The organism is Paenibacillus sp. FSL R5-0749 (assembly GCF_038595085.1).
Lineage (GTDB): Bacteria > Bacillota > Bacilli > Paenibacillales > Paenibacillaceae > Paenibacillus.
Genome location: NZ_CP152005.1, coordinates 3,410,325 through 3,436,522 on the forward strand (window position 1 = coordinate 3,410,325; position 26,198 = coordinate 3,436,522).

The window sequence follows — 26,198 nt, forward strand, 5'->3', positions numbered from 1 at the left end:
AAACAGTATCATATTCTGACATGATTTAAGGTTATTATAAACCTATCAAGTGAAAACACAAATCAATTGAAAATTAAAAGAGGACGGTGTAAACCATGAGTAATTATCATTTCGAAGAAAAAGACAGCTTTATCGTTTTAGGTATTGGAACAGAACTTAAAAGCGACTACACAGACTATGCTGGTATCATCAAGGAGAAGGCGGATTTTTGGTCCACTGTGAAAGAGGATGGAAGCCTGGACACATTAAAGTCCCTAGCTACTAATGACTATATTTTCGCTGTAAACGAAGCAGTCAATAACAAGATGATGCATTATGCTGGGGTCATGACAGAAGAATCTCTGCCAGAAGCAACGAGAGTAATTCAATTTCCTAAGGGAAAATACCTTGTTGTGAAGGGTGAAGCAGAGACGGCTGATGCGCTCAGTAATATGCTTACTGGCATTGCCTTTGGTCAAGCCCTTCCCGCAGAAAAGGATTATGCCTATGTTGGCGGTCCGAATACAACAGTTGAAATGGGAGAGAAAAACGGTTTGGTATATGGTGAAATGTGGATTCCTGTAGTACGGAATTAAAGAACAGTAGATCATAAGGTCCGAAACTATTTGAAGTGCACCCATTAGAATGGACATTGGTTAACCCATGGTTGATCCGATGAAATTCTACGAGGTGCACTTTATGCGTTGACGGAGACTCACATCAATTTCGCTATCAGGTTCCACCTTAACCGTAAGTTTTCTTTTAATTTGTTGGATATTCGCTTCATACGTGAGATAGTTCAGTAGTTTGCTAGAAAGACATGGATTATGTTGTGCAAAATCAAGATGATTATTCAAAAGAGGCTTTTTATTCAAGAACTTATAACCAAAGTTTGAAAGATCGTTGTCAAAATCCATAATTTTCAATTGATTTAGAAACTTTTCCCTGAATCTAGCGTCTAATACTATGAGTTTTTGAGGGGTTGTAAATAAATAACTAGAGAGTAGAAGGAGCCAAAGACAACGCATGAATATGAAGAAGAAATTATCCATTTTTACCGCTTTAGCCGTTTTTCAGGCATTTGCAGTTGGTTCTGTGAATGCGCAATTAACACAGCAAGGTGACACCACGTCAGTAAACACGGCAAACGTAGAATCCGTAGAGGTGTTAAAACAAGAGCAGCCAATTGCAGAGCGTGAAGTGAAGACGGAGAGCAATAACAAATCGATCAGTACTCCATCCTCTGAAGCCAAGGAAACTAAAACCTCGACTGGCGATCAGGCAACAACCAAAACAGATAGTGAGAAACCTGCATTGGATGGGGAAGAAGCCACTACTGACGCAACGGGCACGAAACCTGAGGTTCAAGAGGAAGTGCCTGAGATGGTTGAAACGCCAGCTACGCCAGCAGAAATAGAGCAACCATCCATTGACGGGACGTCTCCTGTAGCAGCAGGTGGTAATCTGACGTTATACATGAATAGCAACAAAATGGAGCAGGATGGAAAAACGTATCTTGCTGGCCAGCCCATGGCTGTCAAGAACGGTGTATCCTATGTTGCCATTCGTGCGCTGGTTGACCGTGTGGGGTACGGGGTCAAATACGATAACAAAACCAAGGAAACCATCATTATTAGTGGTGACGATGAACTCCGATTCAAGACGAACAGCAAGGACTACACGGTAAATGGAGAGACCAGAACGATGAAAGGCCCTGCTTATCAGCAAAAAAATACGTTCATGGTGCCGTTAACTTCCATCACTCAAGCCCTGAACATCACCTATAAAGTGAATCAGTCAGCCAAGACGGTTGTGCTGAATCTGAATACGAAACCTGTTGCAAGCTTCACCATTACCCAAAAGGAAATCTTTGCAGGCGATACAGTGGACTACGTAACTTCAAACAGTTCACCCAATGGATTGGATATCGTTGACGAACGCTGGACAGGTCGCCAGGATTCATTTGATCAAGCAGGTACATATACGATTTCATATCAAGTACAGGATGCCAACGGCCAATGGAGTGATCCTTACTCGATTACCATTGAAGTTATGACTCCTAATCTTCCTCCTGTAGCCATGTTTGCCACGGATAAAGAACAATATAAAATGGGCGAAAAAATAACATACACCGACCAAAGTACAGATGATGAAAATAATATTGTCAAAGCTGTGTGGGAGAACAATTCACTTGCTTTCTTTGAACCGGGTCCAAAAACGGTAACACTTACGGTTACTGATAATCACGGCGCTACAAACACGTACTCCAAGGTGATCACCATAACCAATGAGACCTTATATTCATTTACCGACTTCAATTTACTCTTCACGCCAGTAGGACAGAAATTCACCTTTAACGGCGGCGAAGTGACTACCATGGAGAAAGTGCCGTATACGTATATAGATGAGCCAAGTTTGTTGATCCGTAGTAACAGCCCGGAAACGGTGAATACGGAAGGCATTGTGTATAAAGAATCATCTTCGGGACAGACCCGTTTCATGATTCACCACGTGAACAATACAGGCAAACGAGTAAAAATGTATGTGATTGCCACCAATAACAACCCGAATCCGGCTGTATTCGAACAGCAGAATATGGGCTTTGCTGGACCTACACCGTATGCTACTGTAGCCGGGAAATTGTCTATTGATAAATGGTTCAAGTCGATTCAGACCGGAGCGGATCAAAAGAAAGAGTACCTTCAACCTGGGGAAAGCAAATTGATTTTGACCGAACTTAATAAAACGCCGATGAAAGAAGGACAAGTCATCTCTCTCTATTCGGATGCATATAGTGATTATTCCTTAGACTATAACGTTATCCTGGTGGAAGAAAATAAAGATCCGTTCGAAGCGTTGCCATTGCTTCCCGTGCTTGATCGTGACGGAGTGCATAACCGGGGGACGTACCCGAACGCAACTCGCATCATAAAGTACGATGAGCACGTGGGACTCAAACCGGCTCGTCTGCCACTTGGTGACAATTCAAGCGATCCCAATCTGGTAGGAACAGATCCGATGGCTTACACAGACGCATCCAACGCGGGTAATTTCGGCGTATTGTACAAAATCACGCTGACCAATGTTGCACCGCGTACGCTTATCTCCTTTAACCCTCGTGGAGGGAAGTACTCCGGAGTAGCGTTGGTGAACAATCAGTTGGTATCGATTGCCGAAGGCAATGTTGCCGTTGCCAATTCAAGTGAACAAAGCGTTCTTTACCGCACCGGATCAATTGGTGAGAGCGTAACGATTCTGTTCTCAGCCGCGCCAGGAAGCAACCTGCCGGTCAATCTGCTCTTTACACCGCTCCCATCGGAGAAGTAAGGTAGTTGTCTCTTATAACGAATGCTTTGAGCGATGCGTTAATCATCGACAGAAAAGACTCCATATGGGGTCTTTTCTTTTCACATCTTATTCCTACCAAGGAGGATTCGAATTCCGATGAATGTAGTCGTCAAGTTGATACGTGGATTCAAAGAGCGGGATAACCAGCGTTTGTTGAAAGATTATCGAGACAAAGTGGAGCTTATCAGAAAACGGAATCTTGAAGCTTGGGACGATCAGCAACTGCAAGCGGAATCCCTTCGGCTGCAAGAAGAGGCAAGATCAGGCACGCCTTTGGATGCTCTTCTAGTTGATGCTTATGCTTTAGTCTGGGAGGTTGCGAAGAGAACACTCGGATTACAGCCTTACGATGTGCAAATTATGGCTGCTATCGCTTTGCATGAGAGATTTTTGATCGAGCAGCATACCGGTGAAGGAAAAACACTCTCCGCTGTTATGCCTGCTTATCTCAACGCGTTGACAGGCAAAGGCGTTCATGTGCTTACTTTCAACGACTACTTGGCAAATCGAGATGCAGAGTGGATGGGCCCGATCTATCGCTTCCTCGGGATAACCGTAAGCTCAGTTCAAGCGGGCATGAGCCTGTTCGAGAAAAGGGAAGCTTACGCCAAGGATATAACCTATGTTACGGCTAAAGAAGCAGGGTTCGATTATTTGCGTGACACAATAGCATTAAATGAAGCTGATACCGTGCATCGTGCTTTCCATTACGTCGTCGTAGACGAAGCGGATTCGCTGCTACTTGATGAAGCGCGGGTGCCACTAGTCATTAGTGGCGATTCGAGCACAACCAAGAGTGATGGTGTTCTTTTCGCAGAAGTGGCCCGGCAGCTGCAGCCAGGAGAGCATTACGATTTTGACGAGTTCCAGCGGAACGTTTACTTGAATGAAGCAGGTGCTGCGAAATCGGAGATGCTGCTGGGATGCGGCAATCTGTACGATAGCGATAACAGTCATTGGTTAACGTCATTGAATTGTGCGCTGCATGTGGAATCGCTATTAAAAAAAGACGTCGATTACATCGTCCGGGATGGTGGAATTGAACTAATCGAGGAACATACTGGCCGTGTGGCCGAGAACAGGTATTTGCCAGACGGGCTGCAAGCTGCCCTTGTGGCGAAAGAAGGATTGCAGTGGAAGGCCGGCGGGAGAATTCTCGGCACAATCACCATTCAGCATTTTATTAGCTTGTATTCGGGAATTTGCGGAATGACGGCTACAGCGCACGCTTCAGCAATGGAATTCGAGGATATCTATGCGTTGCAGGTCGTGCAAATTCCACCGAACCAGCCAAACATACGGATCGACCACAAGCACCGAATATACACCCATAAGGAAGCCAAATATAAGGCACTTGTACAAGAGATCTCCTCCGTTCATAGGGTGGGACGTCCCATTCTTATTGGTACGTCTAGCGTTGAGGAGTCTGATATGCTGGCGGAAGCGCTTGCCGCTGGTGACGTACCTTGCCAGGTTCTGAATGCAAAAAATGATGCGAGAGAAGCCGAAATCATCGCTAAAGCGGGAGAAATAGGCGCGGTAACGGTATCTACGAATATGGCAGGGCGCGGCGTCGACATTCGTCTTGGCGGCGGTAATCCTGCTCAGGCAGAAGTGGTTGCCAAGCTGGGCGGATTATACGTAATAGGTACACATGTGAATGAAAGCATGCGAATAGATAACCAGCTGCGCGGGCGTTCTGGCCGCCAAGGTGACCCGGGAGCTTCCGTATTTTATATAAGCCTGGAAGACGAGTTGATGCTTCGCTTCGGCATTCATAGACTGTTTCGCGCTACCAGACAGGAAGAGGCTCTTGATGATCCTGCGCTCCGTAGCAAAATAGAGCATATCCAGCGCGTTATTATAGGTCAAAACTTCGATATTCAGCGGGAATTAAACAGTTATTCGGATATGGTGGAAGATCAGAGGCGAATTCTATACGAGGAACGTCTCGGAGTTTTGAAAGCCGAGAGACTGATGAGCCCATCGGAGCAGCGTGTACGGCTTTTTTATATCGACCAGTTCTGGGCTGAACATCTGGCATACGTATCTTACATTCGCGAAAGCATCCATCTCCAGAGCATTACCAATAGCAACCCGATCGATGAATTCCATGCGCAAATTACCGAAGCATTCGAGCAAATCCCGGCTAAAATAGATCATGAGTCGGCCCATATGCTTAGAAAACTTGGAGGTTCGAATGATCCTGAGAAATGGGAACAGTTCGGTCTGAAGAGTCCTATTTCGACTCGGACTTATATGATTAACGATCAATACAGCCAAGATAAGCGCAGTTCATGGACAGGAACGACTGTATTCGCTTTTTGGGGCAGTAAGATGCTGAAGCTGCTACTGAAGCCAATATATAGGATGTCAAAATATTGATGGGAGCGTGACATCGATGAACAGTAGAGAACGGTTTACGAGCCGGGTCGATTCGTATTTGAAATACCGCCCGAGCTATCCAATAGAGGCTATTGACCATTTATACGACGTTGTTGGTTTACGTGCGAACAGTAATATAGCAGACATCGGGTCAGGTACTGGGATCATCTCGAAGCTACTTCTGGAACGCGGAAGCTATGTAATAGCGGTCGAGCCAAATCAGGCTATGCGGGAAGCCGCCGAGCAAACGTTAAAAAGTAGTCCGCAATTCGTGAGTATAGCGGGTTCTGCAGAATCTACGGGATTACCTGATCAGTCGGTTGATTTTATTGTCTGTGCTCAGGCATTCCACTGGTTCGATCAATCCGCGGCCCAAATCGAGTTTCGCAGAATTCTACGGCCTGGCGGGAGAGTAATACTCATCTGGAATTCACGTCTTACACACGGTACTCCGTTTCGTGAAGAATACAATCAACTGCTCCATACATATGGAACCGACTACCAAAAAGTTAATCACAAAAATATTTCTCAAACGATGCTGCTCTCTTTTTTCAAGGAAGGTTCAATGCATGAAATGCGATTCAGAATGAGTCAGGAGTTCGATTTCGAAGGATTGAAAGGCAGGTTGCTATCATCTTCCTATAGCCCTGCACCAGGGCATGCAAATTACGATCCTATGATATCAGCACTGCGAAATTTATTTGATAAAAATAATCAAGAGGGTACTGTTGCATTCGACTATGAAACTGAAATATTTTGGGGAGAAGTATAGATCCCCCTAATGAAACCCAGTCATATCAATAAGGAATAAGAATATAACGCCATTTGAAAGTCGCTATTTTAGCGGCTTTTTTTATATTTTATTAGAACAAGTTCTTGTCCAGCTTGCTTGGATTCAGTTGTTGAAACGAACCCTGGTGCACTCCTTAAAATCTTATAAGAAATTCTTGAAATTTCAGAAATTTATCCGATAGGCGGGTGCTATTATACAAATACAAACAAAGACGAGGTGATGAAATGCAAGCAAAATTGGCAGCGGACGCCGTTCCCATCTCCACAAAGCGAAAGTCATGGATAAGGACAATACAAAAGCACAAAGTGATGTATGCTCTCTTATTACCAGCCTTAATTTACTTTGCCGTGTTCAAATACATTCCTATGGCGGGAATCATGATTGCTTTTAAAAACTACAACCTGGCTTTGGGACTATGGGATAGCCCCTGGGTGGGATTCAAAAATTTTACGGATTTTATGAACGGCGTTTATTTCTGGGACATCATGAAAAATACGATCATCATATCGCTGTATAAGCTATTGTTCGGATTCTCCGCGCCCATCGTACTTGCTTTACTCCTCAATGAAGTGTATAGCCAATGGTTTAAGAAAATCGTACAGACCATCACGTATTTGCCTCATTTTCTGTCATGGGTCATTGTTTATGGAATTATGGTGGCATTACTAGCCCCAGGTGATGGTCTCTTTAACATGATTATGAAGGATTTTGGTTTTGAACCCATCTCGTTTCTAACGGAACCTGCCTGGGGCAGATTGCTGATCATCTTATCTGAAGTATGGAAGGATATTGGATGGGGGGCAATATTGTACCTTGCCGCCTTGGCAGGAATAGATCCAAGCTTATATGAAGCGGCTCGAATGGATGGCGCTTCCAAATGGAGACAGCTCTGGCATATCACGTTACCTGGTATTCGAGGAGTCATTATTCTGATGCTGATTCTAAAATTAAGCCATATCCTGGATGCGGGTTTTGACCAAATATTCATGTTTGCCAACACCTTTAACCAGGAGAAGATCGACATTATTGACACATGGGTATACCGGGAAGGGCTGGAGCGTCTCAAGATTGGTCTGGCTACTGCTGTAGGATTGTTTAAAGCTGTCATCGGATTTGCTTTGGTGTTGGCAGCGAATAAGCTCGCCAAAAAATTCGATGGGCAAATTTGGTGAGGTGGTCTTTAGAATGATCCATATGACAATCGGTGAAAAAGTCTGGCAAACCGTCGTTTATGTAATGCTTATTTTGTTATCCCTACTTTGTGTGCTGCCCTTCCTCTATGTGGTTGCTGTCTCCGTAACGCCAGAATCGGAAGTATTAAGAAGAGGGATTGTGATTATACCCGAATCCTTTACCTTTTTAGCCTATAAAGAAGTATTCGTTTCTCAAGGGATCTGGCAGGCGTATAAAATTACGTTGTTTCGAACGATTGTAGGCACTGCGTTAAATGTATTTTTTACAGTAATCGCGGCATACCCGTTATCCAAAAAATATTTGCCCGGAAGAAGTCCGTTTTTACTCTTCATTGTATTTACCATGATGTTCAGTGGGGGGTTAATTCCGACTTATCTACTAATTCGTTCTCTCGGATTGTTAAATAGTCCGTGGGTATTGATTATTCCCAATCTCATTAGTGCATTTAATCTGGTGATCATTAAAGGATTTTTTGAGCAACTACCTGGTGAAATCGAGGAATCCGCGAGGGTAGACGGTGCCAGTGAGCTTCAGACGTTATGGCGGATCATTTTACCTCTGTCGTTACCCGTGCTTTCAACCATTTCCTTGTTTTACGCAGTCGGGCATTGGAACAGTTATTTCGATGCCATTGTTTATATCAATGATTCCAACTACATGCCACTTCAAGTGATTTTGCGCAATATCCTACTTAACGTCGCAACGCAAAGCGCTGATTCACTCGCCAATTCCGGAGCTGTCAGTACGTTCGCTGTGCAAATGGCAACAGTTGTTGTGACTACAGTCCCGATTTTGATCGTTTATCCATTTTTGCAAAAGCATTTTACCAAAGGTGTGCTCCTGGGATCGGTTAAAGGTTAAAAGGTGTTCCAACCTAACTTATTACGGGCAAACCGTGATAATATACAAACAAAGGAGAGGTCAATATGCAGCGTAGAAAGTTTTCGTTTGTTATTCTGTCGGCAATCTTAGGACTTGGAACGCTATTGTCGGGTTGTGGGGGAAATGAAGAAGTTACATCGACAACCTCGAGTAATGTGCAAGACCAGTCTGGCCAGTTTGCAACCAAAATGAAGATCTCCATGTTTAACCAAGGTACGTTCAATGCTGCTGCTCCAGTACCTCCACGGGATGAAGATATTCAACGCCAACTGTTGGAAGAAGAGATGAACATCGACTTGGATATGATGATTCCTCAAGCGGGTCAAGCAACAACCAAACTGAACACGCTCATTGCAGGCGGGGATATTCCAGACTTGATCTTCTTGAAGAGCCGTGCTGATCTTGCACAATATTACGACCAAGGCGTGCTTGCGGATTTGACCCCTTATCTGGATCAGTTTCCTGAATTACAGAAACGGTTTGGCAATGACTCCTGGGAGGCGATGTCCTATCAAGGGAAAACGATCGGAGTTCCAGGCTATGATAATGTAAACGGTATCAGTCGTAGCTTCTTCATCCGTAACGATTGGCTGAAAAAGTTGAATATGGATGTGCCAACGACACCTGACGAGTTGTTCGAAGTTATGAAAGCCTTTACAGAGAAAGATCCGGATGGTAATGGCAAAAACGATACGTACGGATTCATCGGCGGTATGAATAAAGAAGGCAATCTGCAAACCTACGGCTTTGATAGCTTGATGTGGATGTTTGGCGTTAATCCTCCTTCGGCCGTTGAGATTAAAGATAATGAACCGGTATTTCTGTTTATCGATCCCAAAATGAAAGAGGCCCTTGCTTACATTAATAAAATGATGGCAGCCAAAGTCGTAGACCCGGACTGGGTGACGATGAATTCACCTGATCTGTTGGACCAAAAGATGTTTAAGGGTAAAGTTGGTTTCATGATCAGGGATGCCCGCAGACTGGAGCCGGATTATCAGCAGAAAATGAAAGAAATTAGTGGAGAGGTGCCGGAATGGATCGTTATTCCTCCGATGAAAGGTCCTTACGGGGATCAGATTGTAGAGAGAAAATCGTTCCAAGGTAATTCATGGGCCATATCCGCAAAAGCGGACGAGGACAAAATCATTCGCATCTTGTCCATGCTGAATTATCTCTTTACGGATGAAGAAGCTTATCCGAATTTTGCATACGGAATCAAAGGGATTCATTGGGATGTCGTAGATGGCAAGATCAAAAATAAAACCTCGGAGTTATCGAAGGAAATGAAAGAGAAGTACCTGTGGGTCGATCATTATAGAATGCCGCGCCGTGGTGATGATGCGGAGTACTTCAGCTTCCAGAATCCGAAAACGGCGGAAGCCTTCAAGAATAATCAGCAATATGTGGGGCCAACGTTGCCCGGTAATTTATTGACCCCAGACCCGAGCGACACCTTGGATGCTGACCGCCAACGGTTCATTAATGAAAGCTTGGTCAAATTTATGACGGGCAAAGAACCTCTTTCCAACTGGGACAATTTCCTCCAAACGTTGGATACCAAGTTTGACATGCAGAAATATAAGGAAACAGCCACCCAGCAATTTAAAGACGCCGGCCTCATCAAGTAAAAATAAACAAAGAGAGAGTGGCTATTCGTAGCCCCTCTCTTTATTCGCATATGCTATTCTTAGTACAAAACGGAACTAAAAGGAAGATGATCGATGCGAAGAAGAATCAGCTTGCCTTTAAAATTGTTTTTTATCGTGTTCGCGTTTGTATTGGGCTGCATCATCTTGATAAGCCAATTATCTTATCGCTATGTCCAAAAAGAAATACGAACCAATGATATTTATTACACCAATCAAATATTAGACAAGGTGGACCAGTATTTCACCGTTAACTTTTCCTCCTTCCAAACGATCCTCTTCTCGGTTGAAACTTCGGTGAAAGCCAATATTAACCATACCGAAGTGATTAAAGAGCAATTAAGAGAACTGTATGAACTCAACAGTAATTATGTTAGTAATATTTATTTGATCAAAAGCGATTTATCCATTCTGGGCGGAAGTGCACCTACACGAATATTCGATGAACCTTTATCGGAAAGAGAATCTTTATATGATGCGGCTGACAAAAATAGAAGGACTACCTTTGTTAGTGAACCATACAAATCAAAGTACTCCGGCTGGACTGTTACGATGGTTCGTTATCTGAACGGTGCTCCGTTTCCTATGGCCATTGCGGTTGATCTGGATCTAAATGCCATTGAAGAAACCTTGTTCAAGATTAATAAACAGGAACAAATGAATCTGGCTCTGATCACCGCCTCAGGTAAGATCATTGCCGGATTTTCTGAAAATAAAGGACCCCTGAGTATTCAAGATCATACGTTTTCGATCGGGGAGACGTCAGCGGAAGAAATTTTGGATACGTCAGAAACAAATCTTCAACTGCATACGAAGGATGGTATTCCCGTCTCTCTTTTGAAGAAACCAACGGAGAAATTCAACTGGACCATTGTCTCCGTTAATGATGAATCACGTTTGAAAGCAGCTTTGTCCAGATTGGAAACCTATTATATTGAGCTTCTGGCTGCAGGTCTTCTGTTAAGTTTGTTCATTTCTTTCATGGTTGCCAAATTTATAAGAAAACCACTATATACACTCAAAACAAAAATGAAACAGGTCGAACAAGGCATCCTCACAACGACAGTAACCATTAACCGAAACGATGAGTTTGGAGATCTTTCACGCGCATTTGATCGTATGTTACAGCAAATTGTTGAACTGATTCGCCGAGCCGAGCTTCATAATGAACTTGAGCGGAAGCTGGAAATTCAGGTATTACAATCTCAAATAAACCCACATTTTCTGTATAACACGCTTGGTTCGATCAGCAATGTGATACGTCTTGGACAAATAGAGAAAGTCGATGTGGTAATCGGGTCGCTCATTTCATTATTGGAGTATGGGATAGACGATGCTTCTGAGAAGGTTTCCCTACGCCAGGAATTACGCAATGTAGCGGACTATATCGAGATCCAGAACATTCGGTATAACCGAAACTTCAATTTGATTGAACATATCGAAGCAGGATTAATGGATTTTCCGGTTTTCCGAATGTTGTTGCAGCCCCTTGTGGAGAATAGTATCTTCCATGGTTATAACGGAGGCGAGATAGAGGGACCTATTACGATTCATGCGTACAGGGAAGACAGTATTGTGATCATAGAAGTTGTTGACCAAGGTGAGGGAATTCCGGCCGATCAATTAAAGCATATTTTAATCTCAGAACCGAGTGAAGAGGAAGTAAAAAGAAAAAGGATCGGAATGAATAATATTCATGGTCGAATAAGACTTCACTACGGAGATCAATTCGGACTGGAGATCATTAGCATACCTAAGGAAATAACCCGCATACGCGCATTATTCCCGGCAGAATTGCAAAAAGGAGATGCATAATGGGGAAAGAGTATACCTGCTTCATTGTTGACGATGAAGACCTGATCATTCAACGATTGGAATTGTTTTTTAGTGAGCTCTCTCATAGGGATAGACGATTTGTTCTGGTGGGAAAAGCGAATAATGGTCTGAATGGGATCGAGGAGATCATCAAACTTAAGCCGGATATCGTTATATCCGATATTGTCATGCCGCGAATGGACGGAATCTCCATGATTGAGCAGTTAAAAGTGGAGCTCCCCCATACCCAGTACATACTTCTGACCGCTTATTCATCCTTTGAATACGCCCAGCGAGCTATTCAAGCCAACGTATTGGAGTACATTGTAAAGGTTCCGCTAAGGGAAGCTGATCTGAATCGAGCGTTGGATAAGGCAGCTGGAATTCTAAATGAGTTTGAGAAAAAAGAAGCGGAATTTCACTCGTTAAACGTATCCGTACTTGAAAATAAATATAGAGTCCGTAAGCAATTTTTTAACGAACTGATCCGAGGTGAAATTCCTTCTCATCGGGCATCGGATTTTGCCAATCGCATGCAGTTTCATTTCTTTCAAGCCAACTATTGCTGCTTCATCGTTGAGATGAATACGTATGAAAGTTTCCGAAACGAATACGCTGCCGCTGATCAAAACATCTTGAAATATGCGATTACGAATATCATCGAAGAAACCGTGATGAGTGGTGGCCGTGGTGTAGCTGCGGATCTGTCTGATAATCGCTTTATTGGCTTTTTATCCTGGGAAAATAACCGCAGTGATATGGAAACGGAATATGCTTGCCTATCCTTGGGAGGGCAGATCATCACTCATTTGCATCAATATTTGAATCAAAGGGTATCCGTCGCTTTTGGAGGTCCACATCGAGGATGGGAATCGATCAAACAGGCGTACACGGAAGCAAAAAATGTGAGTGAGGATTTCTATTATCATACCGAAAAAGTAGTCAAAACACCGATGCATCGGTTCCAATACCATAATGACAAAAAAGCAGACTTTCAGCAAAAGGTGAATGATTTTCTTATACGGCTCAAACGAAAGATTTCCAAGGAAGAGCTGGACAATGCACTTGCCGAACTGCTGCAATTTGTTTCGGACCATAAAATCCACAAGTCCGTCATGGCGCCCATGATTAGAGACTTGTACAGAGAAATTACCGTAAAGTTTAAATCAGGGAACAAGCTGGCTATGGAAGCAGCTGAATTCCCCATGGAATATATGACATTTCAAGAGCAGCTCGCCTATATTGGCGACTTCACATTCGAATACGTGCATGCAGGCCAACGATTACATCGTGCAGAAATCATGAGTGCTATTCATTTTATAGAGAAAAACCTGAAACAGCGTTTAACGCTGGAGGCCATTGCGGAGGAAGTGAATCTAGCGCCATCGTATTTTAGCAGTTTATTCAAAAAAACAATGAACGAAGGCGTGATTAGCTACATCAACCGTAAAAAAATCAATCTCGCTCTCGAGTTGTTAAATGTCCGGGATTATTCTTTATTGGAATTGTGCGAGGAAGTAGGCATTGTCAATGAAGGTTACTTTTGCAAACTTTTTAAAGAATATACCGGTGATACACCTAAGCAATACCGGATAAAAATGACACGGTAGGAATTCCAATAAGGATGCAAAAAATGTATGATTTTTTCGTGAAATCCTGTAAAAAAAAACGGGCCAAAACCATTACCATGATAGGAGCATCTAATCATGGAGGTTATCAAAATGGAGTCTATAAAAGCTGATGTAACCGTCGTAGGTGGAGGTATTGCAGGGATATGCGCTGCCATTGCAGCTGCACGCCAAGGTCTGAAGGTTTCACTTATTAATGATCGGCCAGTTCTAGGGGGAAATGCGAGCAGCGAGGTCAGAGTGCATATCAACGGGTCGGCTTATCTCGGGAACAGTCCATCCTACTATGCACGAGAGGGCGGGTTGATAGAAGAACTGAAGCTGAAGATATTTCATTACAATCCGTTATACAACAAGAAGCTGATGCTTTCGCTTTCCGATACAGTCTTACTCGACATGGTTTATGATGAGCCCAACATCTCTCTATTCCTGAACACATGCGTACATGAAACAGGTATGGAGAACGGTAGAATCAAATGGGTGGAGGGCCTGCAATTGGCTTCCGAGAGAAAATTTCGTTTTGAAAGCCCTATCTACATCGATTGCTCCGGGGATGGAATTGTTGGATACCAGGCAGGCGCTCACTTCCGATGGGGAAGAGAGGCGAAGCATGAATACAAGGAGGAGCTGGCTCCTGAAGTGGCGGATCATTACACCATGGGCGATACGATTCTGTTTCAAGCCCGTGACGTAGACTATGCCGTTCCTTACAAAAGGCCTGGCTTTGCGTATGATATTACCAAGCTGGACTTTTTCGATAGTATCCGAAAAGGGTTAAACCATCGGTCTTTTCCAAGGAAAATCAACGGACTTGGCGGATTATGGTGGCTGGAATACGGCGGACATATGGATATTATCAAGCATAATGAAGACATTGCATTGGAACTGCGAAAATTGGTGTACGGAATCTGGGATTATATCAAAAACAGCGGCGAGTTCGATGATGTAGACAATCTCATTCTGGATTATGTGTGCCCAATTCCGGGAAAGCGGGAATCGAGACGATTCATAGGGGAACACATGCTGTCTCAAAACGATCTTACAGCAAAACCTCATTTCGAAGATGCGGTATCCGTCGGAGGCTGGTATATGGATCTGCATGCGAATAAAGGCATCTACGATGAAGGGCCAGCTACAGCGTGGAATTTTGTGCCGGGATTGTATAATATCCCGTTTCGCAGCTTATTTTCACGCAATATCCCTAATCTCATGTTCGCTGGCCGCAATATAAGCGCTACCCACGTGGCTTTTGGATCTACAAGAGTGATGGCAACCTGTGGTTGTATGGGGCAGGCGGTAGGAACGGCTGCTGCGTTATGCGTAAAATATGAGGCAGACCCTGTGGCTCTCGTCAAAGCCCATATGGGTGAGCTTCAGGCGCAGCTGCTGCGAGACGGACAAACGATTGTAGGGCTTCAAGAACCGTTGGATCGTTATTTCGCAGATGGATTAACCATTCGTGCCTCGTCTCAGCGAAACTATGAACATCTTCATGCAACCGAAGAGATCTCCTTGGAGAAAGCGTTATGTTTGGTCTTGCCGATTCAGACATCCGTGGCTGAAAGTGTGCAGATCAAAATTAAAAACAGATCCGAGCAATCAGAAACGCTGCAAGTGAAGCTGTACGGCGGGGAACGGAAGGAAAACTATATTCCCACCAGCGAGTTTAAAAAATATCCCTTGCTTATTTCAGCGGGTTACGATGACTGGATTACGCTGGACCTGGGCTGTGAGAAACCGGCTGATGACAAGGTCTACATCGTAATGGAAGGTTCAGAGAGCCTTGCGGTACACACCAATGATGAGAAAATGACTGGAGCGGTGAGCTTCCTTTATATACCGGAAGAGCCATCCAGGCTGAAGAAGCTTAATAAGAGCATTTGCTTCAAGGATCTGAAACCATCCCAGGATATGTATAATCCCGCGAATGTCGTCAACGGATTCTCCAGACCTTATGGTCTGCCAAACGGTTGGATTTCGGAACGTACAGAAGGACGGGAATGGTTGGAATTTGGTTTTGCAAGCCCCAAGAATCTGGATGAAATCCATCTTGTCTTCAATTCGGAGCTGAATTTGGAGCATTTTGACGATCCAATCGAGCCACTGATTCAGGATTATGATGTGACCTTAACGTTTGAGGACGGGATCAAGAGTGAAATTAAAGTCCGCGGAAATTATCTTTCGTTGAATAAACATCAGGTGAATGTGCAAGGTGTAAGCCAGATCCGGTTTGATTTCTGTGCAACGTATGGCTCACCTTATTATGAAGTGTTTGCAGTGAAATTTTTTGCTCCTAAAAATGCGAAGTGAGGTCGGGTGAAGTTGCGATGAAAGAATTTTTTCCTCGGAGAGGGCTTCCTAATGTCATTCAGAAGTTGGAAAATGGGGAACCTGTGACCATCGTTTATTTTGGCGGCAGTAATACACGTTCTGAAGGATACAGAGTCATGACGGCCGATTGGCTGCGAGGGCAATATCCCCATGCCGATATCCGCGCTGTGAACGCAGGCATTGATGGGACAGGATCGGACCTCGGCTGCGCTCGTTTGCAGGCCGATGTACTGCGTCATCAGCCTGATCTCGTTTTTGTTGAATTTGTTGGCAATGATGGGGGAGTCCCCGAATCCAAGGCGCGAATCGAAGGTATTGTCCGACAGATCCGCAAGCACAGCCTATTCACCGATATCCTGTTCGTATATACGATTAAGGAGCGGGATTTGAACTTATTTCAATCCGGAGAGTACCAGAAGGGTGCACTTATGCAAGAGGAAGTTGCCGACTATTACGACATTCCTTCGATTCATCTGGGCGTGGCGGTCAGTCAATTGGTTTCAGGTGGAAAGCTCATTTTCACCTCAAGTGCAGATGTATCCATTCCCGGTGCCATTATTTTTACGCATGATTCGATCCATCCAACGATTCCCGAAGGACACCAGATTTACACAGACACCATCATTCGGTCGTTTGAGAAAATGAGCAAACTTCGAGATCATGTGGGAAAAGTGGAACATCATTTGCCGCAAGACACTCTGGTCCCGGTCAATCCTTGGGAGTATGCAACCATGCTGCCACTGGATCGTCTTACTCATTTTTCCGCAGGATGGTCTTACATGACTCCCGATGATTTTGCCTTAGTGCGCGAGTATGATTGGTTGTTCCCCGGTCTGTGGCGAGCAGTTGATCCCGGTGAGACGATCATAGTGGAATTTGAGGGAACCCACATCGGCTTATTTGATATCGGGGGGCCGGATTCTGGCAGATTGAAGGTGTCGGTGGATGGAGAGGAACCAATTGTTATCGATCGGTTCACACCCTATAACGATCATAATCGAAATCAATATGTTTTCTTACCAGAACTACCCAATGGGAAACATACCGTTCGCTTCGAGATCGATCACGAGAAGACAGACAAAGCGGCCGTGTTTGAAGCAAGTGGCAATGTAAGAAGTATCGCACATGTTCAGCAGCATCCGGATTGGTATGATCAAACGGTCATTCAGCTTGGAAAGTTGTTATTGGTGCAGCCGCCATTATAATGGATTGTTTCACTTGGAAGACTAGGGACATTAGGGACATTTGGAACATGTGATAAACCTGCATTCTATCTGACTGCAATAAGCGCTCAGTTAGATGTAGGTTTTTTACTTAAAATCGTATAAGAAATTCTTAAAATGAAAGAAATTTCACGGTGTTGAGACTGCTAAGATAAAAACGACAGAGCGGGAATAGGCAGAAGGATAAGGTCATAGCTTTTTTACAATCATTTGAGTAAAAGGCAATCTATTATTGAAAGCGTTACCATTTTTGAGGAGAGGCTGTGAATTGTATGGTCAAAAGGAAGCTGTTTTTCTTCATCGTTTTCATGTTGACGATCGTAGTTCCTTTCAGCCTGATTGGAATAAGGACCGCTTATGCGGAGACCTTACCTTATCAGACCATTATCATCGATGACGGGAGTATTAAGATCAATGATGTTCTAACACCTGATGCGGGTAACGAGAACAATGGATATTCGGCTCCAAATTGGACCACAAGCACAGGGGTGAAGGGGTATGATCTTTCCAGCACCAAATATACGAGTAAAGCAGGCAGAACGATCACATGGAATCCACGCTTGGAAGCAGGAACAGCGAAAATTTCGTTCTATAAGCTGGATTGGGCAGATAAAGCAGATAGCAATGTGAAAATTGAGATTGTTCATAATGGGACAACAGATGTAGTCTTTATGGATCTAAGACCCTCATCTGGCGCGCCGGCGGGTTGGGTTGATTTGGGAGAGTATTATTTTTCCGGGGTTGGTGAAGAATTCGTTCAATTGACCCGGTCTACCGGCACCACGAATACAATCCTTACACGAGCTGATGCGGTCAAGTTCGAAGGAAATATTGAGCAAAAAGAGCCACATAAGACGATCATCATTGATGATGGAAGCCTCACGATTGATGATGTCGTCACTGTTGATGCAGGCAATGCCAATAACGGATTCTCCGCTCCGTATTGGACCACAAGCGCGGGAGTGAAGGGATACAACAATTCCAGTTCCAAATATACGGATGCTGTAGGTAGAACGATCACATGGAATCCGCGCTTGGAAGCAGGGACGGCGAGAATATCGTTCTATAAGCTGGATTGGGCGGACAAAGCAGATAGTAATGTGAAAATTGAGATTGTTCATAACGGGATTACGGATGTGAAGTTTCTGGATCTAAGACCCTCGTCAGGTCCATCGGTTGGATGGGTTGATTTGGGGGAATATGAGTTTAGTGGTGATGATAGCGAATTTGTCAGGCTGACTCGAACGCAACCTACGACGGGTACCATTATTACGCGGGCTGATGCAGTCAAATTTGAAGGAAATATCCAGCAGAAAGCCCCGCCGTTGCCCCCGCTGCGGAGCCGCACTTTAGCGAATCTCAGTTACACGGAAAAAGGCAGTATCGAGAATGATAGCTATAAAGCAACTTTCTATGAAGCAGCATGGGATGGGGGCAGCTCTATCGTTCGTGACATGTTTTACAAGAACACAGACACTGGAGACTGGATGCCGATCAATACTGTGGCGGAAAGATTAGAGGAACAATGGGTTGTATTAGACGGGAATGCGGGCAGCCGAACCAATTACTACGATACGATGAATAAGCGATGGATTACATTTGACGGGATCTCTTTTCCAGACAGCCAAACGGCGGTATTAACCGATTCCTCACACGGCAGTGATTACGATTTACAGGTGAACTGGTCCATGGCAGGAGATAAACCCGATGTTTCCTTTGCCTTCACACCTCGCCGTGACGGCAATTATGTGATTGGATATCAGTCTTTCACAACAGAGACAGTCTCCGGCATCAACGAAGTGTTAAATGGATTCCGGTCACATGCCAAAATGGTAGGTACAGTGGAATCTACAAGCTTGAGAGAGCTGAGCGCTCCGATGAGCCTGGTTGAGAAGAATGATGGTTCGGGGAATCCATTGACGTATGGGATATTTGTACCCTCGGGGGAGCTTCCGGTTGAATTTGAACCGGCGGGAGGTGTGACCAAACAACGTTTGGGCATGAGCCTTGTTAACAACGAAGGCAGCGTGCAGCCCATCCTATATGCTCCTCAATTAGGGACCTATTCTCAGATGACCGCTGAAAGCACCTATCAATTTCATATGGGGTTAATCGCGCAAAAAAGTAATCTGTATGATTCCTACACGGATATTCTTCGCAATGAGTACGATTATTCGGCATATCGTGAAAATGTATCAAATAAGTCGCTTACTGACGCGATGTTTAATATGATCGATTTGCTCAAGATTGAGCCGCAAGGAGACGACTCTGTTAATTATGTCCCGTCACCCAGCGGGTGGTGGAGCCGTGCCAAGGGTTTTATTGATATTGAAAATGAGGATAGTGTTCGAACAAGTTCGAATGCGGTTCTTCTGGGGGCTTACTATTTGACCGGGGATGACCAGCTTTATGATACGAGAGCATTGCCGTCCGTTCAGTATGGCGTATCGCGAAATGGTATCGGTTGGTCGCCGACGCAGAAGAAAGTATACGGTGTACCTTCCTTATGGAAAATGGCTACCCTGCCGTTTGATGTTTCAAGCGTAGCCGCTGTCAATCAGATGATGGGCACTTCGGCAGGAATTGGGGCGCTGGCACAGGAAGAGTACCTTATGCGTGATCCTGACCAGAAAGACCGCGGGCCTATCATTCAGCCTCTAATGATGTATCGTATGACGGGAGAGGCACAGTACTTACAGGCTGCGAAGGATGCAGCCGACAGTTATATCACGCAACATATCGATACGCCTGCATCTGTCGATGTGAGTAAAAATGAGTTCATTTATTATTATAGCAAGCTGTGGATGGAGATTTTGGAGCTGTACGAAGAAACGCAGGATTCCAAATACTTGGATGCCGCCTATAAGGAAGCCAAACGGTATGCAACCATGTTTGTTGCTCGTCCAGTTCCTGAAGGGAACGTTACGATTCCTCAACCAGAGACATATAATTACGCGGAGTCATTCCATTGGCCGGAAAGCGGTAAATTTCAATATCCTCGGCTCAAACTTCCCGAAGATATTGCCGGAGGCGTTCAAGCCGAGCGTTGGCTTGTTTCACCAAGCGGATTGACGTTTGAAGCAGGAAGTACAACCGGCTATTATCGGATGAATGCTCAGGAAGCGCCGTTCATGCTGCGATTGTCGCTCTATACAGGGGATAAACTGTTACAGGACATTGCTCATAATGCGGTTATTGGTCGGTATTCCAGTTATCCAGGTTATTATTATAAAGGATTTGCCGTTAGCCAACTTGAACCGGACTTCCCTCTGGAAGGCCCAAGCGGGGCTACATCCATCTATTATCACCATATTCCGGGGCAGCTCGGGCAAACGATGGATTATTTGATCAGCGAACAATCCTTGAAATCGAACGGAAGCATTACATTTCCTTCCGTATTCGAAACGAATTTTTTATGGTTCAAATATCACCTCTATGGGAATAAACCAGGTCAATTTTATGGCAATTCCGACGTTTGGCTATGGATGCCGAAGGAGATCATTAAGACCAATCATCCTCAATTGAACTGGATCACAGGTGAGAGTGGAGATAAATTCTACATTGGGCTAAGCAACGCATCGTCGGAAGAAATTCAGACTCCGATCGAATTGAATGAACAGATCATTGGGTTCAACCCGGCACAAGATTATACTGTAACGATCATCCGCGACAATGGTACACCTGAGCAAACCGTTATGAGTGGCGGAATCATTCAAGCCACCGTTTCAGGCAAGGGCATCACGGCTATCATTGTAGAGGGACTTGACATTGATGTACCGCTGCATCAGATCAGAACAGCTGAACCATCGGATGCAAGCTATTTCTTTGATACTCACAGTCCAATTGATGCGGTTAAAGGTATGCTGATCGTAAAGCCTGACGAAACGGTCTATGATGCTTATGTGCAGGCCAAAACGACAAAACCGGCGACCATTCATTATTCGTTGGATGGCGGGGCTACGTATACGACCGTCCCGGATACGATCTACCCGATGGAATGGTCGATACGGGTGAATGATTTATCCCAAACCTTCACGTACTACGTGGAATCGGAGGGGAAACAGACCCGCAAGCGCACACTCTATCTGCCGGATCGGGTAACGGAAACGCCAGTCCAGCCCGATGATGGGCAGGATCATTCATCGATCATTGTGGATAATACGGAGGCGGAGACAGAAGGTGTCTGGATAAGGGATACAACAGCTAACGACTATTACTATGATAACTATGTGTATGCCAAATCTACGACTGGTACAGCGACAAGCAAAATGAGATGGCGGCCTGAGCTTCCGGAAAGTGTCACGTATAGTGTGTATTACAAGATTCCGCAAATCACTGCAACGAATGAAAATTGGGCAACCAATGCCTCGTTTACCGTTTATCATAATGAAGGCTCCGATACGGTTACTGTTGATGAGACAATGACGAACGGTACTTGGGTGCACCTGGGGGATTATCCTTTTGCTGCAGGTGATAGCGGGTACGTAGAACTAACGAACAAGGCCAACAAATCCAGAGTCGTAGCCGATGCAATGATGTGGGTGGACCCAAACAGGATACCGCAATTGGAGTCTGCCATAGTTCAGTCTGATCGAAACGAGCTGCAGATGACTCAAACCGCACAACTAAGCGTAACCGGCTATTTGGATAACGGTTTGATCGGTGATCTGACACAGGCCGATGTTCAGTATTTCGTTGATCGTACGGATCTGGCTGAAGTGGACAGTAGTGGGTTGTTGACTCTTCTCAATCTCGATGGGGACACGGATCACATTGAGGTATGGGCCACGGTAACGATTGACGGAGTGACCTTAACCACACCGCATTTGAACATCACGATTAAGGATCTAACGATTATCGTCGACAGTACAGATACAACAGGGTTATACACAACAGAAGGGTCTTGGAGCCAAAGTAATTTAGCCGGATACAAAATTGGGGTTAAATCCCGCTACTCAACCGTTCAAGGATCATCCGCAACGTGGAAAGGCCAGTTTCCAGAAGGGAAATATACCGTTTCCATCTACAAGCTCGTCCATACAACGGGAAATGATAATAATGTCAAAGTGGAAGTGAAGCATAAGACGGGTACCGAGGTTACCTATATCGATGCAACAGTCGGCTCATCGGGTTGGCTTAATCTGGGCACGTTTGACTTCACGGGAGACGGCAGCGAGTATGTTCGTTTAACAAGGGTTACGCCTACAACGGTAGACCCGCCAACGCTTCCTGCGGATATGATCTATACAAGGGCTGACGCAGTTATGTTCGAACGGCATTCCGATGATTCGCAGTTGCTTGCAAATGAGGCGCCAGATGAACCGACACTTTCCGAACAAGAGCAGTGAATTATGAATGGAAATGAAACAACGGCAAGTCATGGTATACAAATTATTGTAAAATAACGCTAAGAGCCGAGTGGATCAAAACGATCCATTCGGCTCTTTTTGTTTAGGAGCAAGAAGGTGTGGTCACAGGAAAGGAAGCCAAAAGGCCACCTTCCTCGTACCCATTAAACATTTAAGTTTGCCAAATCCAACTTTTTTGGATTCTCTTAAAAGAATTGCCGCTTACAGATTATGTTTCGTAACACTCAAAACGTTTCTCTAGACCCACACAATTCAGCAATGATACCATCATAGTCGTGCCAGAAAAGAAGATTGCAGGAGGATGTCATTGTGGATCAACTAAAATACGATAATCTAAAGCTGGGGGAGCGCGGAGCCATCATTAGCATTATCGCCTACATATGTTTGACCTTATTAAAACTGATCGTTGGCAATATGGCCGGATCAGAAGCGCTTAAGGCGGATGGATTAAATAATGCTACCGATATTGTGGCCTCCATAGCTGTATTGATCGGTTTGAAGCTTGCCCAACGCCCAGCCGACAAAGACCATACATATGGTCACTGGAGAGCAGAGACCGTTGCGTCACTAGTTGCTTCTTTCATTATGATGGCAGTAGGTTTACAAGTTCTGTTTGAAGCCATCAGTTCTGTGTTCCAGGGTACACATGAATCTCCGGATATCATCGCCGCGTACACAGGTATTTTCTGCGCGGTTATTATGTATCTGGTCTATCGATATAACAAGAGACTTGCTACACGTATCAAAAGTCAGGCGGTCATGGCTGCAGCGCGAGATAATATCTCCGATGCTTGGGTGAGTATCGGTGCGGTCATTGGAATCGTGGGTTCCCAGTTCGGACTTCCATGGTTGGACCCCGTAACGGCTGTTATCGTAGGTTTCCTGATCTGCAAGACCGCTTGGGACATTTTCAAAGAAGCCACACATCATCTGACCGATGGTTTTGATGTTGAACTGATTCAGGAATACAAAAAGACGATTGCCGGAATAGACGGTGTAGAGAAGGTCAAAGATGTAAGAGCACGCAATTATGGCAATAATGCTGTCGTGGATGTTGTCATCACCGTACATGCTGAGCTGGATCTTCAACAAGCACACGATATCTGTACAGACGTGGAGAACGAGTTAATGGAGGAGCATGACGTATACACCGTTCACGTTCATGTGGAACCTGATATGTTGAAAGAATGCATATGAGATTTAGATTTTAAATGAGAAATTCAGCAAAACAAAAAACCAGTGAGCTTTAATCAATCACTGGTTTTTTGCTGATTTCAATTGTGTTTCTGGGAAGGAATCCACGCGTTTATTTATCCCATACCTGACTATCTCGGCAGATTGTAAGTAATCAGATTGTTATATTTATCCGCATGTTTCTGTTCGTCCAGAATGATTCCCCAGACCGTGTCTTTATATATGCCATAAGGGAGACCAAACCATATTCTCCTATACTTTTCCACGGCCGCCAATTCACCTTGAAACGCCTGTTGCAGCCCGCCTAGATAAGAAGTGACCTTCTCAACCGGCTCATTACTTACGCCCGAAATCTCCTGACCTGTCAGATCCTTGTACATTTGCCGATACATTTGATTATGTCCACGTTCATCATTACGGATGCTCGTGATGATGGCAGCCTGATTGGCATCAGGTGATAACTGAATCAGTGAATCATAGAACATCTCATCGTTTCGTTCTCCCTGCACAGCGGATTTGATTAATTCAAGTGCTTCGGCTGTTGATGTTGCCCATACCGGAGTAAAAGTGTACCTGTAACCATAAGGATATGCCACATACATTACGAATCCCTCCAAGACGAATATGAGTTAACATATGCACGTATGCCCATCCGCGTTAACCCTTAGCTGTTTTGTATGTACGCGTTTAACTTTTCAGACCGGGTTTTGATCGCTGGGTAGATGTTTCAATAACACGCCGTACCCGTAAGCCAGCACAAATGGCAGGAGATAGGACAAGAAAGTCCAAAAGATGTTCCAACCGTTAAAATAGATCACATGTCCCAGCATTTTAGCAATCCATTCTATGAATGTCAGTGATAAGGAGGCCGCAAATATGGCTGCCCATGGCTTCGCCCCTTTTACTAAAATGGCATACATCATCAGGCATCCGGCAATTGGATAGATACCGAGGTCCATAGGGAGAGCGGCAAAAGACTGGTTGCGAGTGTTCGGCAGTATGTTCCAGAAATAATTAAACCCCACGTTGTTGATACAAGCAGCAATAGCCACACCTAGTGGATAATAAATAACGAGGATTTTAACGTGTCGTCGCAAAACCCACACGCCCAACAGAATGGGAAGAATCATACCCAAAAGCAAATTTCCTAACATTTATTTTTCCTCCAAAGCTAGTTACTTCAATTATGGATTCTCATGCCTTAAATCAGTCCGTCGTTTTCTTCTCCATAAGACGATCCATTCGATCTGACAGTGCATTTAATTTTTTATCATAATGCTTGTACGTATAGTATCCAATAATTGCTTTGACCGTAAAAAAGAGTATCGCGGCAATAACAATCAATATATAATTGTGGGCAATCTGCCTCAACCAGTCGTTAACCGCATTCATCGGATTTCTCTCCTTCAACACATAGATGGTTAAGTTAGAGTACCCATCTTCATGGGAAATAATGCATGACTATACGGGAGCGAGAACGAACCCAAACGGAAATAAAATCGCCATCCCCTCTATAAAATGCTCCGCGTTTTGTTCCAAACTGATTTCATGTTCATATCATTTTTCTCATATTAACGGATCATGTTGTTTTGTTTCATTTTGTAATGCATAAGGCAACATATTTGAGGACAATTGGGTGAATACTTAAAAGAGTTCCATAATTGTCTAACACGCGAAAGGGTGCTTGTATTGTACGAACATGTTATTATCTTCATCCGTAGTATCTTTGCCTTTATGCTTTTATTGGGAATTGCTCGCATATTGGGAAAACAAACGTTGTCTGATATGAACTTCCATGAATTTGTCACCGCAGTCATCATGGGAGCCATAGCTGCCAATCTAGCTTTTAACGAGAAAATAGAAGTCACACATCTGATTATTTCTCTAATTGTTTTTACCGGAACCTCTTATCTGTTATCTAAATTAAATCTGAAAAGCAGAAAAATCCGTCTACTGGCAGAAGGTTCACCTACCGTATTAATTGAAGGTGGCAAAATCCTTGAAAATAATCTCGCCAAGAATAAACTGACATTGGATTCCTTAAACCAAATGCTAAGACAGAAAGACATTTTCAATATGGAGGAAGTAGAGTACGCCTTACTCGAAGTGAATGGACAAGTTTCAGTCATGAAAAAAAACAAATATAGAACGGCTACGGTTGAGGATGTTCATAGGAAGGTAGAGTCCAAACCTGAACGCATGCCTGTGGAGTTAATTATGGACGGAACGATGTTAAGCAAGAATCTAGAACTAAATGGCATATCAGTTAAGCAATTAATGCAACAGCTTGAATCGAAAAGCAAGAACATAAACGATGTATTTTATGCTGTAAAAGGAAGCGACGGCAGGATCTATATCGATTATTATGAGGATCAAATCAAACATCCCATTGATGTCGAGTGACACCA

At 44.2% G+C, this 26,198-nt stretch carries 17 protein-coding genes; 14 read left to right on the top strand and 3 right to left on the bottom strand.

Translation table 11 applies throughout. The annotated features are described in order from the left end of the window. Positions 1-95: 95 nt before the first annotated feature. The 13 genes from MKY85_RS15065 (at position 96) to MKY85_RS15125 (ending at position 23,793) form a co-directional block, all read left to right on the top strand. Entirely contained in the window at positions 96-575 is a 480-nt protein-coding gene (locus MKY85_RS15065; RefSeq protein ID WP_342569892.1) for a GyrI-like domain-containing protein, read from the top strand. Between the two features lie 430 nt (positions 576-1,005). After that, a complete protein-coding gene (locus MKY85_RS15070; RefSeq protein WP_342569893.1) occupies positions 1,006-3,306 on the top strand; it encodes a stalk domain-containing protein in 2,301 nt (766 codons plus the stop codon). Positions 3,307-3,423: 117 nt separating this feature from the next. After that, positions 3,424-5,712, top strand: coding sequence for a DEAD/DEAH box helicase (locus MKY85_RS15075; protein WP_342569895.1), 2,289 nt, complete (start codon positions 3,424-3,426; stop codon positions 5,710-5,712). A 16-nt stretch (positions 5,713-5,728) separates the two neighbouring features. Further along, entirely contained in the window at positions 5,729-6,484 is a 756-nt protein-coding gene (locus MKY85_RS15080) for a class I SAM-dependent methyltransferase (RefSeq protein WP_342569896.1), read from the top strand. A gap of 245 nt (positions 6,485-6,729) precedes the next feature. After that, positions 6,730-7,677, top strand: a complete 948-nt coding sequence (locus tag MKY85_RS15085) for an ABC transporter permease subunit (RefSeq protein WP_091018885.1) — start codon at positions 6,730-6,732, stop codon at positions 7,675-7,677. A gap of 13 nt (positions 7,678-7,690) precedes the next feature. After that, positions 7,691-8,560 (top strand): carbohydrate ABC transporter permease, encoded by an 870-nt coding sequence (locus tag MKY85_RS15090; RefSeq protein WP_253436011.1) that lies wholly within the window; start codon positions 7,691-7,693, stop codon positions 8,558-8,560. A gap of 65 nt (positions 8,561-8,625) precedes the next feature. Beyond that, positions 8,626-10,212 carry an extracellular solute-binding protein gene (locus tag MKY85_RS15095; protein ID WP_342569901.1) on the top strand — a complete coding sequence of 529 codons (1,587 nt, stop codon included), beginning with the start codon at positions 8,626-8,628 and terminating at the stop codon, positions 10,210-10,212. Positions 10,213-10,305: 93 nt separating this feature from the next. Beyond that, on the top strand, positions 10,306-12,045 hold the full coding sequence (locus tag MKY85_RS15100; RefSeq protein WP_342569902.1) for a histidine kinase: 1,740 nt from the start codon (positions 10,306-10,308) through the stop codon (positions 12,043-12,045). Next, positions 12,045-13,655, top strand: coding sequence for a response regulator (locus MKY85_RS15105; protein WP_342569903.1), 1,611 nt, complete (start codon positions 12,045-12,047; stop codon positions 13,653-13,655). Before MKY85_RS15100 ends, MKY85_RS15105 begins: the two co-directional genes overlap by 1 nt. A gap of 111 nt (positions 13,656-13,766) precedes the next feature. Next, positions 13,767-15,983 carry an FAD-dependent oxidoreductase gene (locus MKY85_RS15110; RefSeq protein WP_342569905.1) on the top strand — a complete coding sequence of 739 codons (2,217 nt, stop codon included), beginning with the start codon at positions 13,767-13,769 and terminating at the stop codon, positions 15,981-15,983. A 17-nt stretch (positions 15,984-16,000) separates the two neighbouring features. After that, positions 16,001-17,209 carry a GDSL-type esterase/lipase family protein gene (locus MKY85_RS15115; protein ID WP_342569906.1) on the top strand — a complete coding sequence of 403 codons (1,209 nt, stop codon included), beginning with the start codon at positions 16,001-16,003 and terminating at the stop codon, positions 17,207-17,209. 290 nt (positions 17,210-17,499) lie between these two features. Then, positions 17,500-22,575 carry a hypothetical protein gene (locus MKY85_RS15120; protein ID WP_342569907.1) on the top strand — a complete coding sequence of 1,692 codons (5,076 nt, stop codon included), beginning with the start codon at positions 17,500-17,502 and terminating at the stop codon, positions 22,573-22,575. A gap of 330 nt (positions 22,576-22,905) precedes the next feature. Then, positions 22,906-23,793: a cation diffusion facilitator family transporter gene (locus tag MKY85_RS15125; protein WP_342569908.1), complete on the top strand. Its 888-nt coding sequence runs from the start codon at positions 22,906-22,908 to the stop codon at positions 23,791-23,793. Positions 23,794-23,921: 128 nt separating this feature from the next. Here the strand turns inward: MKY85_RS15125 and MKY85_RS15130 are convergent, their stop codons facing one another. The 3 genes from MKY85_RS15130 to MKY85_RS15140 form a co-directional block, all read right to left on the bottom strand. After that, entirely contained in the window at positions 23,922-24,392 is a 471-nt protein-coding gene (locus tag MKY85_RS15130; protein ID WP_342569909.1) for a ferritin-like domain-containing protein, read from the bottom strand. A gap of 93 nt (positions 24,393-24,485) precedes the next feature. Next, positions 24,486-24,944, bottom strand: coding sequence for a hypothetical protein (locus tag MKY85_RS15135; protein WP_339255265.1), 459 nt, complete (start codon positions 24,942-24,944; stop codon positions 24,486-24,488). Between the two features lie 52 nt (positions 24,945-24,996). Then, positions 24,997-25,182, bottom strand: coding sequence for a hypothetical protein (locus tag MKY85_RS15140; RefSeq protein ID WP_342569911.1), 186 nt, complete (start codon positions 25,180-25,182; stop codon positions 24,997-24,999). A gap of 288 nt (positions 25,183-25,470) precedes the next feature. Here MKY85_RS15140 and MKY85_RS15145 point away from each other — a divergent pair, with 288 nt between their 5' ends. Next, complete coding sequence (locus MKY85_RS15145) at positions 25,471-26,193, top strand: DUF421 domain-containing protein (RefSeq protein ID WP_342573386.1); 723 nt, start codon at positions 25,471-25,473, stop codon at positions 26,191-26,193. The last annotated feature ends 5 nt before the right edge of the window (positions 26,194-26,198 follow it).

What these genes read in the sequence shown, in the direction of transcription:
- MKY85_RS15110 (WP_342569905.1), top strand. Translation starts at nt 13,767, where the DNA reads ATGGAGTCTATAAAAGCTGATGTAACCGTCGTAGGTGGAGGTATTGCA.
- MKY85_RS15080 (WP_342569896.1), top strand. Translation starts at nt 5,729, where the DNA reads ATGAACAGTAGAGAACGGTTTACGAGCCGGGTCGATTCGTATTTGAAA.
- MKY85_RS15095 (WP_342569901.1), top strand. Translation starts at nt 8,626, where the DNA reads ATGCAGCGTAGAAAGTTTTCGTTTGTTATTCTGTCGGCAATCTTAGGA.
- MKY85_RS15075 (WP_342569895.1), top strand. Translation starts at nt 3,424, where the DNA reads ATGAATGTAGTCGTCAAGTTGATACGTGGATTCAAAGAGCGGGATAAC.
- MKY85_RS15130 (WP_342569909.1), bottom strand. Translation starts at nt 24,392, where the DNA reads ATGTATGTGGCATATCCTTATGGTTACAGGTACACTTTTACTCCGGTA.
- MKY85_RS15085 (WP_091018885.1), top strand. Translation starts at nt 6,730, where the DNA reads ATGCAAGCAAAATTGGCAGCGGACGCCGTTCCCATCTCCACAAAGCGA.
- MKY85_RS15135 (WP_339255265.1), bottom strand. Translation starts at nt 24,944, where the DNA reads ATGTTAGGAAATTTGCTTTTGGGTATGATTCTTCCCATTCTGTTGGGC.
- MKY85_RS15115 (WP_342569906.1), top strand. Translation starts at nt 16,001, where the DNA reads ATGAAAGAATTTTTTCCTCGGAGAGGGCTTCCTAATGTCATTCAGAAG.
- MKY85_RS15065 (WP_342569892.1), top strand. Translation starts at nt 96, where the DNA reads ATGAGTAATTATCATTTCGAAGAAAAAGACAGCTTTATCGTTTTAGGT.
- MKY85_RS15100 (WP_342569902.1), top strand. Translation starts at nt 10,306, where the DNA reads ATGCGAAGAAGAATCAGCTTGCCTTTAAAATTGTTTTTTATCGTGTTC.
- MKY85_RS15105 (WP_342569903.1), top strand. Translation starts at nt 12,045, where the DNA reads ATGGGGAAAGAGTATACCTGCTTCATTGTTGACGATGAAGACCTGATC.
- MKY85_RS15140 (WP_342569911.1), bottom strand. Translation starts at nt 25,182, where the DNA reads ATGAATGCGGTTAACGACTGGTTGAGGCAGATTGCCCACAATTATATA.
- MKY85_RS15070 (WP_342569893.1), top strand. Translation starts at nt 1,006, where the DNA reads ATGAATATGAAGAAGAAATTATCCATTTTTACCGCTTTAGCCGTTTTT.
- MKY85_RS15090 (WP_253436011.1), top strand. Translation starts at nt 7,691, where the DNA reads ATGATCCATATGACAATCGGTGAAAAAGTCTGGCAAACCGTCGTTTAT.
- MKY85_RS15120 (WP_342569907.1), top strand. Translation starts at nt 17,500, where the DNA reads ATGGTCAAAAGGAAGCTGTTTTTCTTCATCGTTTTCATGTTGACGATC.